The sequence below is a fragment of the Magnetofaba australis IT-1 genome (assembly GCF_002109495.1).
In the GTDB taxonomy this organism is placed as follows: Bacteria; Pseudomonadota; Magnetococcia; order Magnetococcales; family Magnetococcaceae; genus Magnetofaba; species Magnetofaba australis.
The window spans coordinates 195,306-209,715 of record NZ_LVJN01000020.1; the positions used below are offsets into that span (position 1 = coordinate 195,306).

Consider the following 14,410-nt stretch of genomic DNA (forward strand, 5'->3'; position numbering starts at 1 on the left):
TGGGGAAACGGCAAAAGACACTGCCACACCGTGGGGCGCCGCCCCACACCCCGCTGGGGGCAGCGGCCCCCAGACCCCGTCGCCGACCAGTCGGCGGCCAAGTTTTCCATCGTGCGTGCCCGGGCAAACGAAAAAGGGGCGGCTGATTTCAGCCGCCCCCTTGTGTACTCAGTGCCCGTGGGCCTCGTCCGGGGCGTCATCCCCCGGCTTGAACAGCAGCAAGCCAACGGTCGTGGCCAGGTTCAACAAGCCAATAGCCATGATGCAGGCCAAGAACAGCACCGAATCATCCGGCAACGCATCGGCGTTGATGGAGAGCACCACAAAGGCGATCACATCCCGGGGCATCATGCACACCCCCAGCAACTTGCCATTGGCGTGATCCAACCCCACCCAGCGGCCCGAGGAGTAGGCCGAGATGTACTGCATCACCGCCACCAGGGCGAAGATCACAAAGCCCGCCCAAATCGCCGCCGGTGTGAGCAGGGTGACGTCCAGATGCAGCCCCAGATAGAGGAAGAAGAAGGGCTCGATGTTGTGCACAATGGGGTGCAACGTGGCTTCGAAGTTGTCGAAGGTGGGGGCGTGGCGATCCTCACGGCACTTCTCAGTGTTGTAGAACAGATCGCGCTTGAACAGAATCCCCACCATGAGAGCGGAGATGGCGTAGTGGACGTGGAACACCACCTCGCCAAAGAAGATCACCACCGCCAAAATCAGAATGATGAAGGAGGGGGTGATGCCATGCTCATAGAAGATGCGGGTGAAATTGTGCAGATCCACAAAACCGTCGCGGTGAGGCTTGGGGTCGATGAGCCAGGAGAGCAGGAAGATCAGGCCGAAGAAGAGCAGCACCATGCCCACTTTGCTGCCCACCTCCATGGCCACGGCGCTGGCGCTGGCGCTCTCGCCGCCGCCCGCCGCCGCCGCCAGCAGAATGGCGGTGAAAGTGCCCACCAGCGAGGCCAGCACGTCATCGGTGGTGGCCGCGGCAATGGCGGACTTGGCCGCCGGACTGCTGATCAGTCGCCGCGAACGCAATAGCCCCAGGGTGAACGGCAGCGCCGTGGCGGTGAACACCGCGCCCGCCACCACCGCCTCCTGCATGGTCAGCCCGAGGATGAAATTGACCGCTACAAAGGCGCCGATCCAAGGCCCCATGGCGGCGACCACCGCCACGCGCATGTTCTTGACCACGCTGCGGAAGAATTCCGAAACGCTGGACTCGCCCAAGCCGGTGTGGAACATCACCAGGGTGATGGCCACCATGGAGAGCGCCTCCAAAGTGTGATTGTCCTTGTTCATCACGCCGGTGGCGGCGAAGCCGGCGCCGACGATCATGAACAGCAAGGGTTCGGGCACGCGGATATAGCGCGAGATCAGGCGCACGCTCAGGAGAATGCCCGCGCCCGCCATGAGGGTGTAGTAAAATTGTAATTCCATGGGAATATCCTTATGGACGGCCAGTGTTCAGACGCAACAAATGCGCGAAAAATGCGTATTTGACGGGAATTGGGGAGGCGCGTCAATAGGGATTGCGCCCCACGCTTTGCCCGAGAGGGATTTCCCGGTCATACTGGAGGCGTTTGCAGAGGGGATCTTTTGTTCAGGAAGCATTGCCAGAGGTGACGATTTGAACCCGCGTGCGATCATACCTGGTGTGGCCATCGGCATCTCGCTGAGCGCCGCGTTGTTGCTGGCCGAAGGCGCCTATCGCTTGTGGAAGGGCGCGCCGCTGTGGGGCGTGGGCGACGACGCGGCGCAGCCGCGCATCGACTGCGGCAACCGCTTTGATCCCGACCTGGGCTGGAAGCCTCTGCCCGGGTTGAAAGGGATCAATGGCGAGGGCGCGCCGGTGGCCATTGGCGCCGACGGCCTGCGCCGCAACGAGGGCGGGTGGGATGAGCGCTCCCCCGCCTATCTGGCGGTGGGCGACAGCTATACGTTTGGCGATCAGGTGGGCGATCGTGAGTCATGGCCCGCCTATTTGGAGACACTGTTGGGCCAGCGAGTGGGCAACGGCGGCGTGTGCGGCTATGGCGTGGGGCAGGCCGGGCGTCGCTTGCAGAGCTTGCTGCAACAGGATGGCGCGGCGCCGCAGGGGATTCTGTTCGGCGTGATCCCCACCGACTTGTGGCGCACTCAGGCCAAGGCCTTTTATGGGCGTCCCAAACCCTACTACAGCTTGGAAAACGGCCAACTGGCGTGGCATGCCGAGGCGCTCAACGTCGGCCCGCCGCCGACCCATCCCACCGAGACGCTGAGCTTTATGGATCGGCATAGCCTGTTGTGGCGCGCGCTGCCCAGCCCCACGGCGCTGTGGGAGAAGATTCAGACCCGCATCGCCCTGCAGCGGGGCGAGGCCCACGCCAACGCCCATGAGCAGGGGCCGGAGGTGGCCTGTGCGGTGATCGTGGAGGCCGCCCGCGCCGCCAAACAGGCTGGACGCACCTTCCATCTGATCGTGCAGTACAAACTCAAGGATGTGATCCTGCGCGACAAGCTCGAACGCGGCGCCACCACCGCCGACGCCGATCAGGACGCCGCCTCCGTCGCCGCCATGAGCCGGGTGATGAGCTGCGTGGAAGAGGCCGAGACCGGCGCCGATGTGCTCGATAGCTACCCCATGCTGCATAAGGTGTGGCGCGAACAGGGCATGGGCGCCATCGCCGCCCTCTACCACGACCACATGAGCGCGGCTGGCAATCGCATGACCGCGCAGTGGATCGCCGACCACCTGCGCGGCGAGGCCGCGCCATGAGCCGCGCCGCCCAGATCGGCTGGATTGTGCTGATATTGATTGTCGGCGCCGGGCTGCGCATCTGGCTCTATCAGGAGCCGGTTAACAGCGACGACGTCAGCTACTGGCAGATGGTCAACACGCCGGGTCCGGCGGAGACCAGCCACAACAGCCTGCGCGGCATCGTGCGTCTGGTCGCTGAAATTCCCGCCCACTTCACCGGCTACACTCTCACCGGATTCTACGCCGCCGCCGCGCTGATGGCGGCGCTGGGCTACTTCGGTCTGGTGCTGTTCACCCGCGTCTACGCCCCGGCGGCGGCGCTGCCGTGGACTCTGGCGTTGTGGGCGGGCAGCTATATCTTCATCCTCACCGACACCCGCCTGCTGCCCGACAATATGGGCATGGGCCTGGCGTTGGGCGCGTTGGGCGCATTGGGCTACGGCGCGGGCATCCGCAGCGGCCAGACCGGGCGTGACCCGGAGTGCGAGTGCACCACCCGCGCCATGGGCATTCTCGCCGGATTGCTGCTGTGGGCGGCTCTGAGCGCGCGGGTCACTTTCGTATTCTACTGGTTTGCGGTTCCCTTCATCCTCTGGGTGGCGGGGCGTCCGTGGCGTCTGCTGCTGGGCTTGTTGTTGGGTCTGGCCATCGGCGGCGCGGCGGAGGCGCTGTGGCTCAAGTGGGAGTATGGCGATCCGCTGATCCGCCTCAAGGTGGTGCTGGGCTATGGCGGCGATGTGGCCTCCAACGTCTTCTTCAAGCAGCAGACCTGGGCCTCCATGTTGATCCGCTATCCGTGGATGCTGCGCATCACCGGCTCGGCGGAGGTGTTCTGGCATCTGTTGGGGATCCTGGGCGGGCTGTGGTGGCTGTGGCGCTGGCGCGGCGACCCGGCGGCGCGCATCAAGGCGGCGGCGCTGGCTTTCGCCTTTGGCGGCATCGCCTTTGGCGTGACGCGGTTTGATCCGCCCGCGCCCATCATGCAGGAGAAGGTGCGCTACTACGCCACCTGCGCGCCGCTGTTCTATCTGGCCGCTGTCGAAGGCGCGCTGGCGCTGTGGGCGCTGGGCTGGCGACGGCTGCGCCAGGGGGTGGCGGCGGTGGCGGCGATTCTGGCGCTGTTCAACCTCACCGTGATCAGCCAGCACCGCCATCTGGCGCGCAACGGCGCCGACTACTACACCGCCAGCGCGGCGGCCATCAAACGCCATCAAGCCGAGATCGGCGCGCCCAAGAACGTGATCATGGCCCCCTCCAGCGCGCGCATGGCCAAGCTGTTTCTGCCTCAAAGCGAAGGGTGGCGGCATCTGAAGATCGACCAACAGACCGATGCCCCCGCCTATCGCATCATCGACTGGCGGCGCATCCACTACTATGCGCGTCAGCCCAAGTTCATCCACGACCCCTTCTATGAGTGGCCGCTGCAGACCATCAACAACGAGGCGATGGTGCAGCGCCATGTCAATCATGGACGCTTCACCGATGTGTTCTGGCGTGATGCGCAGCCGCTGGCGCGCAAAGAGGTTTCATTAAACGCCGCGCTCAACAGCCGACAGGGCGCGGCCTGGATTCTGCAATCGCCGGAGGGCGCGCTGCGCACTCTGCGCACGCCGACGGCGCTATCGCCGTTGACGCTGAAGCGGGGGGAGACGCTGCGCATCGATGCGGTGGGCGATGATGCGCAAAACCCCTTGTTGCTGGCGCGGCAGTTGGCGACGTGGAGTCCAGATGGCGCGCAGGGCGGCGGCGCGTTGCTGACCTGGACTTTCCGTCTCTCGGCGCCGGGGTCGGACAAGCGCCAGCTCACCGGATTCCTTGAGGCGCGCTTGATTGATGCCCAGGGGCGCGCCACGCCGTTGGGGCTGGCTTACGCCGATGAACAGCCCAGCCGCATCACCCTGTGGCGTCTGCTGGCCGATCCCACACAGATGCGCGCGGTGGAGTTGACGGTGAAGAAGGGACCGATGCAGCTGCATGGCGTGCGTCTGCGCGCCCAGCGGCCCGATGCGCGGGATCGCTTCTGGATGGCGGGGACGCAGTAACTTCCCGCATGGGGAGTCGAATAGAGCGGGTCGCAACCAGAACTGCACAAAACGGCCAATGTTTGCGTGACGCAGGTGGAGCTTGCGCTGACTATTGGCCGCCGAATGGTCGGCGGCGGGGGCTGGGCCCCCAGCGCCAATGGGGACAAATCCAGGGCGGAGCCCACGATTTGGCGGGATTGCCAAATCGGACTCGCACAGCGAGCCCGTAGGGTGAGGGCCATGGATGGCCCGAATCACGGTGTGGCTGTTGATCTTGGGAGCTCGAGGGCGGAGCCCTCGATATCTTTCATGACCAATACCCAAACTGTCCGATTCTGATTTCAACTGACATTCGTTGGCTCCGTGCGCGCATCCCGCTCTGTACGGGAGCAACGTTGATCGTGATTCTGGTGGGCTGGCGTGATCTATTTTCACTACTCAGCGGACTATGAACTCTTTCTCGGCGGCAACCATCTGCCGCCCGAGCAGGTCATGGTCGCGCCCACCGCTGAGCTGTTGGCCCGCTGTGACGATCTGGATATCCCCCTAACCCTGTTCGTGGATACCGAATGTCTGCGTCGCCACGCCCAGTGGGGCGAGACGGCGTTTGTGGACGCCGTGCAGGCGCAACTGCGCGCCGCCGTCGCCGCCGGACACGACGCCCAGGCCCATCTGCACCCCCACTGGTCGCAAACTGAGCGTGACGGGCCTGGATTCCGCTTTCCGCCCCACCGCTATGCCCTGGGAACTCTCGATAACGATTCCGCCATTGCTCTGGAGGAGGCGCGCGGGCTGATTGCGCGCTGTCGCGACGACCTGGAGAGCCTGCTCAAACCGGTGAATCCCGATTACGCCTGCGTGGCGTTTCGCGCTGGCGGCTATGCGCTGCAACCGTACGAACGGGAGATCCTGGCGCTGCTGGCGCAAGCGGGGCTGCGCATCGACTCCAGCGTCATCCCCGGCTATCGCGACGCGCGAGTGGATTTTCGCCAGGTTGCCGACCAGGCCGGGTATTGGGTCGATCCCGAAGCGGGGCTGAACAGCGCCGCCGAAGCGGGTGCGGGGCTATTTGAGATCCCCATCGCATCGGCGACCTTGCCCGATGCTGTGGCGCGCCGGGCGCTGTGGCGCGCTGCGCTGCGGCGCGCCATGCAGACGCTCTTGGGCGGACAAGAGGCGGATTCGCCTCGGGGCTGGCCAGTGGGCGGCGGGGCCCAGGGCGATGCAGCGGAACGCGCCGCGCCGGGACGACTCAAACAGGCATGGTGGAATTTTCACGCCGTGATGAATCAGCGTTTTGCCCGCTTGGAGTTGAAGGAGAATCCCGAGCTGCTATTGGCGGTGACGGAAGCCTATTTGGCGACGCGCAATTGGGCGCAGGAGCCGGTTTTCCTCTCCCTCAATTGCCACCCCAAAGGGCTGCATGGGCGCCATCTGCGCGCGTTGGAGAGATTCCACCGGGGGTTGCGTCGCCGCTATGGTTCGGCGTTGCGCTGTCACACTTTTGCACAATCAGCGCAAATGCTCCTGCACAAGCCGGGGCAGTGATGGTTTTGCGCCAAGGAGCGTGATAGAATTTGCCGCAATTTTCCGATTTTTTCAGCTGAAACGCAGGATCCAACACGCTGTTGACGCATTGTCGCGTCAGAGGGAGTCGGGGCGTGAGCCAATTTGATTACAATGGTCCAGTTCCGGTCACCGATGAGATCATCTGGGTGGGCATCCACGATGAGGCCGCCTCGGTGCACTGTAACTCCTACCTCATCCTCGATGGCGAGGAGGCGGTGCTCATCGATCCGGGCTCCATCCCCCACTTTCCGGTGGTGGCGCGCAAAATCATCGAGGTGATCGATCCCCATCGCATCTCCACCATCGTGGTGACCCATCAGGATCCCGACGTGTGCGGCAATCTGCCGGTGATGGAGGACGTCATTGAACGCTCCGATCTGATCATCGCCGCCCACCCCACCACAGCGTGGTTGATCAAATACTACGGCGTTAAATCGCAGATCGTCTCTGCTGAGGATATCGGTTATCGCATCATCACCGAGCGCGGTCGTATTCTTGAATTCATCCCCACCCCCTATCTGCACTCGCCGGGGGCGGCGGTGCTGTATGACCATAAATCGCACACGCTCTTTTCCAGCGATCTGTTCGGCGGCGTTGACGGCGCAGGCGGCGCGGCCTGGAGCCTGTTTGCTCCTGCGCACTACCATGATTTGATGGCCCCCTGGCATCAAACCACCATGCCCAACAACGCCACCCTCAAACGCGGCATGCAGATCCTCGGGCAGTACCACGCCCAGCGCATCTGTCCGCAGCACGGTTCGGTGATTGACGGGGTGGACAACGTGCAGGCGGCCATCGACTTTTTGACCGACCTGCCGTGCGGTCTGGACATTCTGGAGTAGACCCGTGACTTGGCGCGACGACAAGCCTCAGTTCATCAATGAGAGCACAGACTACAGCTGGGCCCATGCGGCGGGTTTCTCGGTGCGCCAGGTCAACCGTAAGTTGATGGAGAAGACCCTCTACATGCGCGCGCAGAGCTACCTGTCGCAGGTGCGCTCGAAAATGCTCAGCGAGACGCTGTTTGAGATTGACATGCGGCGGCGCAAGAGCGACGACTACGCCCAGGAGCTGGCCAAACAGAAAGCCTACGCCGACAAGCAGCGCCACCGCCTGGAGAGCGCCAACGCTGAGTTGGAGCAGCGCGTGCTTGAGCGCACCCGCGAGTTGCTGGTGCACAAGGAGCGCGCCGAGCGCGCCAGCATGGCCAAGAGCCGCTTCATGTCCATGGTCAGTCACGAGTTGTTGACCCCCATGAACACCATCCAAGGCATGGCGGATCTGCTGGCTGAGCAGACGCAGTCCGACCAGCAGATGGCGTGGATTGATGCGCAACGCAAATCGTGTCGCACCTTGTTGGAGGTGATCGAGAGCATCCTCATCTTCACTGATGAAGATGTGGCCCGACGTGAGGATCCCAATGCGCCGCCCAAAATCTTCTCACCGGCTGAGATCACGCGGCAGATTCACCAGGATTTTCAAGCGTGGGCGGGCGAGAAGTCGCTGGATTTCTCCGTCCTCTGGAGCAGCGAAGCGCCAGCCCTGGTGAGCGGCGATTCGCGGGTGTTCTACATCATCCTCAAGGGGCTGCTCTCCAACGCCATCAAGTTTACCGACTCTGGCGCGGTGGGCGTGACGCTCAACTGGCGCCCCCAGGAGGGCGGTCGCGGCGTGCTCAACCTCAGCGTGCGCGATACCGGCATCGGCATCAATCGCGAAGCCCTGGCCACCCTGTTCCAGCCGTTGCAGCAGCTTGAGAGTGGTTTGACGCGCAATTTTCAGGGCTTGGGCATGGGTTTGAGTCTCTGCCGCAGTCTGGTGGAGCGGCAGAAGGGGGTGATCTCCGCCAATAGCGAACCAGGCCAGGGCAGCGCGTTCCGCGTGGCGCTGCCCTATATGCTGGCCGATAAGCGGATAGCCGCCGAGCGAACGGGAGCGGACGCCGCCAATACGCCGCCGCAACCGTCTACGCCAGAGTGTCGCGCACAGGCGAGTGAACCCGAAGCGCAGCCGACGCTGCCCAACGTGCTGCTGGTGGAGGATTGCAAAGAGAACATCTTCCTGATGAAGGCGTATCTGTCCAAGTTCCCCTGCAAGCTGACCCTGGCCTACAATGGCGAGGAGGCGCTCCAGCAGGTGGAGCAGGCGCAGGGGTTCGACCTGATTCTGATGGATATTCAGATGCCGGTGATTGATGGTCTGACCGCCATGCGCCATATCCGCCGGATTGAGAGCGAACGCAGTTGGGCGCGACAGGCGATGTTGGTGCTCTCGGCCCATGGCTTGGAGCAGGATCGCGCCGCCGGCTTCGCCGCCGGGTGTGATGACTATCTGACCAAACCCATCGGCAAGAAAACCTTAATCGAAGCCATGGAGCGGTGGCTCAATATCGCTCGTGACCACGCCGCGCCGGAGAGCCCGGGACGGTAACCGACCGCACGCCTGTGTGCGTGTCAGGCTAACCCGCGGCGCCGCCAGCCGTTGTATGGATACCCACTTATGTCTGAATCCCTCGCGCAATTCGATCTCTCCCCGCCCAATCCGCCTGAGCCCGATTTTACCGCGCTCAAGCAGCAGATCGAGGCGGCGTGGCCGGTGCGTGAGCGCATCACCCCCGACGCCATTGGCGGGACCCCCAACGCCATTCGGCAGATCATCCCCATGCTCGATGACGGCGTGTTGCGGGTGGTGGAGCGCAACGAGCGCGATCCGGAGGCGCATCATGGCTGGATCACCCACTGGTGGCTGAAAAAAGCGATCATCCTGTATGGTCGCCTGATGCCCAATCAGCTCATGGGCGATCTGCCCGGCGATGAGGATTTCCAGGTGGTCCCCGGGCGCGGACGCTACTTTGACAACTGGCCGCTGAAGTTCTCCAACTTCACCCAAACCTGTTTTGAGAAGGCGCGCATTCGCGTCACCCCGCCCGCTATGGCGCAGAAGGGGTGCTACATCGCTCCCGGCGCGGTGCTCAACCCCTGCTTTGCCGAGATCGGCGCGCAGATTGGCGAAAAGTCGGTGCTGGACGACTGGTCCACCGTGGGCGCCTGCGCCTATGTGGGGGCCCGCGTCACCGTCTCCAAGAACGCCCATGTGGGCGGCGGCTTGAGTCCCATCGAGATGTTCCCGGCCATCGTCGAGGATGAAGCCTACATCGGTTCCCACTGCAAGGTGGCGGCGGGGGTGGTGGTGCAGCGCGGGGCGATTCTGGTCAATCAGGTGGCCATTGAACGCGCTACGCCCATCCTCGATTTGAGCCGTGGTCGGGTGATTCGCGGTCTGGTGCCCGCCAACGCGGTGGTGATGAATCGCATCAACCGCAAATCGGGTCTGGTGCTGCCGCACATCGTCTCCTACCGGCCCGAAGGGGCGCACCCGCGTGATTACATCAATAAGCTGTTTGAGCGTTTGGGCGACGACTTGATGTAGCGTGGCCGCACCCAAGCGTGCAGGGCTCCGTGGGCGCCTGACACGATGGCAATCAGTCACGGGAGGCTATTCTACAGATAAATGTGTGGAATAGAGAATGATACACATCAATTCGTAGAATATTACTTCTCCTGGATTCTTTTGCAGCGTACAGTCCTCTCCAAGCACAGCACTGCGCCATCTTAATGCACTGGCCGAGTGCGTTTGTGACGCTTTTTTTTCCTGAGCGACATTATTCCCTCCCATTGGGGGCGTTAACTCAGGCAAAATGCGAGTTGGTTAGCCAAGGCGATGCGCTGGGGGGCGCAGCTGGACGCGGCCATTGATCTGGTCACTGACTGTTCCGCAAACCGCGCCGGAGATGAGCGTGGACGGACGGTCGCCACTGGGAGTTGCGGACGATGCAAGGCACGATTACACACGAAGATATTCAACAGGCCGCCTACTATCTTTGGCAGGAGGCGGGTTGCCCGGACGGGCGCGACGCCGAGCTTTGGGCGCAAGCCGAAGCCTCCCTGCGTAAAGTGGAGGAGGAGAAGCCTCAGCAGGCGGCGCCAAAGGCCGCCGCCAAGAGGGCGGCTCCAGCCAAGAAAGCCGCGCCGAGCAAAAAAGCCGCCAGCGCCAAGGCGGCTCCGGCGAAGAAAACGACGACCGCCAAGGCGGCTCCGGCGAAGAAGGCCGCCAGCGCCAAAGCGGAAGCCAAGCCCGCCGCGCCTGCGGCCAAAGCGGAAGCCAAGCCCGCCGCGCCTGCGGCCAAAGCGGCAGCCAAGCCCGCCGCGCCTGCGGCCAAAGCGGCAGCCAAGCCCGCCGCGCCTGCGGCCAAAGCGGAAGCCAAGCCCGCCGCGCCTGTGGCCAAAGCGGCAGCCAAGCCCGCCGCGACTGCGGCCAAGCCTGCGGCGAAAACCACCACGACCACGCGTCGTTCGCGCAAATCCCCTGCGCGCGCTTAACGCTTTAATGCGACACAATGTGGGCTCCGCTTCGGCAAAATCTGGAGCGGAGCCCAGCATTATTCTCTTTCCTATGTACCCCCCCATTCTGTTAGATTATTGTTGAAATAACAATTATTCTTTCAGGGGCGGCATGGTTCACACGGAAATTGATCTCTCCAAGCGTCTGATCGTCGCCAGTTTCAGCGGCGAAATCGGCTATGCAGAGTTGCAAGAGTGGCAGCTGGGCCTCTCCGCCACGCCTGATTTCGCGCCGGATTTTTTTGGTGTGGCGGACTTCCGCCGCGCCAGCGTGCGCATCACTACGGAAGGTCTGCAGCGCATTGATCAAATCAGCGCCGAGCGGCTGATGCCCAGCGGCAAGTGGGCGCTGTTGGTGAACTCTCCCCACGAAGCGGCGTTGGCGGCGCAGTACATCCACATCAAGAATGACAAGCATCCTTTGAGCTATTTCAACACCGTGAGGGCCGCGTCGGAGTACTTGGGCGTGGATCTGTCTGAGTATCTGCGCGATTAACCAAGGGGGGCGGCGACGCTTCTGACCGCGCGAAATCAAATCCGGCGTTTTACCTTTTCTCATAGATGTCATCCTGGTAAATTGTTGACACTTCAACAATTCATTGTGTGGGTGCGGTGTGATTCGCTACGAAATTGATCTCTCCCAGCGTTTGGTTATTGCGCACTTTATCGGCGAAATTGACTACGCGGAGTTGGAAGGGTGGCATCTGGGGTTAGCCGCCAACCCCGATTATGCGCCGGACTACTCCGGCGTGGGCGACATGCGCCGGGCCAAAATGCGTATCAGCCCCGCCGATCTGAAACGCATTGATAAACTCAATGCAGACCGGCGCATCGTCACCGGCAGGTGGGCGCTGCTGGTGGAGACGCCGCGCGAGGCGGCGTTGGCGGCGCAGTATGAACAGGTCAAGGATGACAAACACCCCATGAACTACTTCTGCACGGTGGCGGCGGCGTCGGATTATCTGGGCGTGGATCTGTCCGAATATTTGACGGATTGATTTTCGTGGACCAAGCAGTGGCGTAGAACTCCGTCGCAAATGCCCGCCACCCTTGACACAACCCCCCTTGCACGAGACAACAGCAGCATATTGGCGCACGCCAGGACCGTTGCCGCATCTGATGTGGCGGCGCACTATTTCGATGGGAGCGATGTATGTGTGGGATTATCGGCGTCATTGGCGAACGCAACGCCACACCCATTTTGGTGGAGGGGCTCAAACGCCTGGAGTATCGCGGCTATGACTCTGCAGGCATCGCCGTGGGGCATCAGGGCGCTGTGCATATCGCCCGCGCCATGGGAAAATTGGTGAATCTGGAAGAGAGCCTCAAAGCTTCGCCCAAAACCGGTTATGTGGGCATCGGCCACACCCGCTGGGCCACCCACGGGCCCCCCACCGAGCAGAACGCCCATCCCCATCGCAGCGGCAGCGTGGCGGTGGTGCACAACGGCATCATCGAAAACTATCAGGAGTTGCGCGCCGCACTGCAGCAGGATGGATTCACCTTCCAGTCGGAGACCGACACCGAGGTGATCCCCCACCTGATTCAGCAGGCGTTGACGGCGCAGCCGGATGATCCGGTGGCGGCGGTGCGCGCGGCCATCAAGCAGCTCCACGGCGCGTTCGCCCTGGGTATTCTGATCCAGGGCCGTGAGGATATGCTCATCTGCGCCCGCCGCGGCAGTCCGCTGCTCATCGGCCTGGGCGAGGGGGAGAACTTCATCGCCTCCGACGCCACCCCGCTGGCGCCCTATACCCGTCGCATGCTCTATCTGCTTGACGATGACATGGCGGTGTTGACCAAGGATGGCGTCACCGTCACCGATCTGGATGGCAATCCGGTGGAGCGGGTGATCAAGCAATCCCAGGTCAGCGCCGACGTCACCGAGAAGTGGCCCTATCGCCACTACATGCAAAAAGAGATCTACGAGCAGCCCACCGTGGTGGGCGAGACCCTCAAGAATCTCATCCATGCGGCCGATCGCACCATCTCGGTGAGCCAGACAGCGGTGGGGTTGGATCTGGCGGCGGTGCAGGCGGTGACTATCGTTGCCTGCGGCACCTCCTACCATGCGGGCATGGTGGCCAAATACTGGATCGAGCAGCAGGCGCGGGTGCCGGTCAATGTGGACGTGGCCTCGGAGTATCGCTACCGCAATACGCCCATGGCGGCGGGTAGCCTGATGATCGTCATCAGCCAGTCCGGCGAGACCGCCGACACCCTGGCGGCGCTGCGTCACGCCAAGGCCCAGGGGCAACAAGTGTTGGGGGTGGTCAATGTGCCCGAATCCACCATCGACCGCGAAGCCGACGCCACCCTCTACACTCTGGCCGGGCCGGAGATCGGCGTGGCCTCCACCAAGGCGTTCACCACCCAGTTGACAGTGCTGGCCTGTTTGGCGCTGGCGCTGGCCAAGGCGCGCGGGCAGTTGAGCCCGGAGGATGAGCGCCGCCATGTGGAGGATCTGCTGCAGATCCCGGCGCGCATCGAGCAGGTGCTGACCCACGATGACAAGCTGCAGGAGGTGGGACGGCAGTTGATGCACGCCAGCGGCTTCCTGTTCCTGGGGCGCGGCGCCCAGTTCCCCATTGCGTTGGAGGGGGCGCTCAAGCTCAAGGAGATCTCCTACATCCACGCCGAGGGCTACGCCGCCGGCGAGATGAAGCATGGCCCCATCGCGCTCATCGACGAGGAGCTGCCGGTGGTGGTGGTGGCGCCCAAGGATGGTCTGCATGAGAAGACCATCAGCAATGTTGAAGAGGTCAAGGCGCGCGGCGGCCGCGTGGTGATGATCCACACCGCAGGCGAGTCCACCGGGGTGGCGGCGGACTTTGAAGTGGGCATCGCTCCGTGCGGCGAATTCGCTGCGCCGATTCTCTACGTCACGCCGTTGCAACTGCTGGCCTATCACATTGCCGTGCATAAAGGCACCGACGTGGACCAGCCGCGCAATCTGGCCAAATCGGTGACTGTGGAGTAGGGCCCACCTGCGTCAGGCGCCTATGCGCACAAAAGGTTCTGAATCAACGGATGGGCGACGCCCATCCGTTTTTTTGTTTTCCATCGGCCTGTGTTTGGGAATTGCGCGTGCCCAAAGCGGTGCGATCGGATAGTCTGAGATGACATTCTCATTTATTTTCAGGACGTCATCCCATGGAAATTCTCTGGCAAAAGCGGTTCGAGACCGGGCATGAAGCGATCGATCTGCAGCACCACTATTTTGTCGATCTGATTCAGCGCATCCACGCGGAGTTGAACGATGCGACCAGCGCGGAGCATCAGGCGCATCTGGTCCGGGAGTTGATCAAGTACGCCGATTTCCATTTCACCTCGGAGGAGAATTTGACCCGTGCGGCGCCCCACGAGGCGTGGCTGCTGCATCAGGAGCGCCATGCGGAGCTGCTGGCGGAGAGCCGCTATAACGCCGAGAAACTGAAATCGGGCCAGATGTCGGCGGATGATTTTATCGATTTTCTCTACTTCTGGTTTATTGGCCACACCTTGCATGAGGATATGCAGTTGATTGCGGCGCTGCCCAAGGCGACGGCGTGAGATATGGGGGGAGGCGCATGCGCCCTTCAATTGGCGATGCAATCAGAAGTAGACGCCAATTGGCGCGCGGTCTATTCTGACCGGCATGGTGCAACTGCCTCAAGTTCGCGTGCTGGTTGACT

Annotated in this window: 12 protein-coding genes; 11 read left to right on the forward strand and 1 reads right to left on the reverse strand. The window is 62.7% G+C overall.

All coding sequences use genetic code 11. The features are described 5' to 3' along the window. Positions 1–168: 168 nt before the first annotated feature. Positions 169–1,443: a cation:proton antiporter gene (locus MAIT1_RS13155; protein WP_085442956.1), complete on the reverse strand. Its 1,275-nt coding sequence runs from the start codon at positions 1,441–1,443 to the stop codon at positions 169–171. 217 nt (positions 1,444–1,660) lie between these two features. Between MAIT1_RS13155 and MAIT1_RS13160 the strand changes: the two genes are divergently transcribed. The 11 genes from MAIT1_RS13160 (at position 1,661) to MAIT1_RS13215 (ending at position 14,288) form a co-directional block, all read left to right on the forward strand. After that, a complete protein-coding gene (locus MAIT1_RS13160) occupies positions 1,661–2,761 on the forward strand; it encodes an SGNH/GDSL hydrolase family protein (RefSeq protein WP_085442957.1) in 1,101 nt (366 codons plus the stop codon). Further along, positions 2,758–4,785, forward strand: a complete 2,028-nt coding sequence (locus tag MAIT1_RS13165) for a hypothetical protein (RefSeq protein WP_085442958.1) — start codon at positions 2,758–2,760, stop codon at positions 4,783–4,785. Before MAIT1_RS13160 ends, MAIT1_RS13165 begins: the two co-directional genes overlap by 4 nt. A gap of 402 nt (positions 4,786–5,187) precedes the next feature. Further along, positions 5,188–6,315, forward strand: coding sequence for a polysaccharide deacetylase family protein (locus tag MAIT1_RS13175; RefSeq protein WP_085442962.1), 1,128 nt, complete (start codon positions 5,188–5,190; stop codon positions 6,313–6,315). Positions 6,316–6,428: 113 nt separating this feature from the next. Beyond that, entirely contained in the window at positions 6,429–7,178 is a 750-nt protein-coding gene (locus MAIT1_RS13180; protein WP_158089489.1) for an oxygen-binding di-iron domain-containing protein, read from the forward strand. A gap of 4 nt (positions 7,179–7,182) precedes the next feature. Then, positions 7,183–8,766 carry a response regulator gene (locus MAIT1_RS13185; RefSeq protein ID WP_085442976.1) on the forward strand — a complete coding sequence of 528 codons (1,584 nt, stop codon included), beginning with the start codon at positions 7,183–7,185 and terminating at the stop codon, positions 8,764–8,766. 69 nt (positions 8,767–8,835) lie between these two features. Next, entirely contained in the window at positions 8,836–9,765 is a 930-nt protein-coding gene (locus MAIT1_RS13190) for a 2,3,4,5-tetrahydropyridine-2,6-dicarboxylate N-succinyltransferase (RefSeq protein ID WP_085443047.1), read from the forward strand. A gap of 401 nt (positions 9,766–10,166) precedes the next feature. Continuing rightward, a complete protein-coding gene (locus tag MAIT1_RS13195; RefSeq protein ID WP_085443066.1) occupies positions 10,167–10,715 on the forward strand; it encodes a DUF2934 domain-containing protein in 549 nt (182 codons plus the stop codon). 133 nt (positions 10,716–10,848) lie between these two features. Beyond that, positions 10,849–11,232 (forward strand): hypothetical protein, encoded by a 384-nt coding sequence (locus MAIT1_RS13200; protein ID WP_085443110.1) that lies wholly within the window; start codon positions 10,849–10,851, stop codon positions 11,230–11,232. Positions 11,233–11,350: 118 nt separating this feature from the next. Continuing rightward, positions 11,351–11,734: a hypothetical protein gene (locus MAIT1_RS13205; protein WP_085443155.1), complete on the forward strand. Its 384-nt coding sequence runs from the start codon at positions 11,351–11,353 to the stop codon at positions 11,732–11,734. 155 nt (positions 11,735–11,889) lie between these two features. Next, positions 11,890–13,716, forward strand: coding sequence for a glutamine--fructose-6-phosphate transaminase (isomerizing) (gene glmS, locus MAIT1_RS13210; protein WP_085443182.1), 1,827 nt, complete (start codon positions 11,890–11,892; stop codon positions 13,714–13,716). A 173-nt stretch (positions 13,717–13,889) separates the two neighbouring features. Further along, positions 13,890–14,288 carry a bacteriohemerythrin gene (locus MAIT1_RS13215; RefSeq protein WP_085443210.1) on the forward strand — a complete coding sequence of 133 codons (399 nt, stop codon included), beginning with the start codon at positions 13,890–13,892 and terminating at the stop codon, positions 14,286–14,288. The last annotated feature ends 122 nt before the right edge of the window (positions 14,289–14,410 follow it).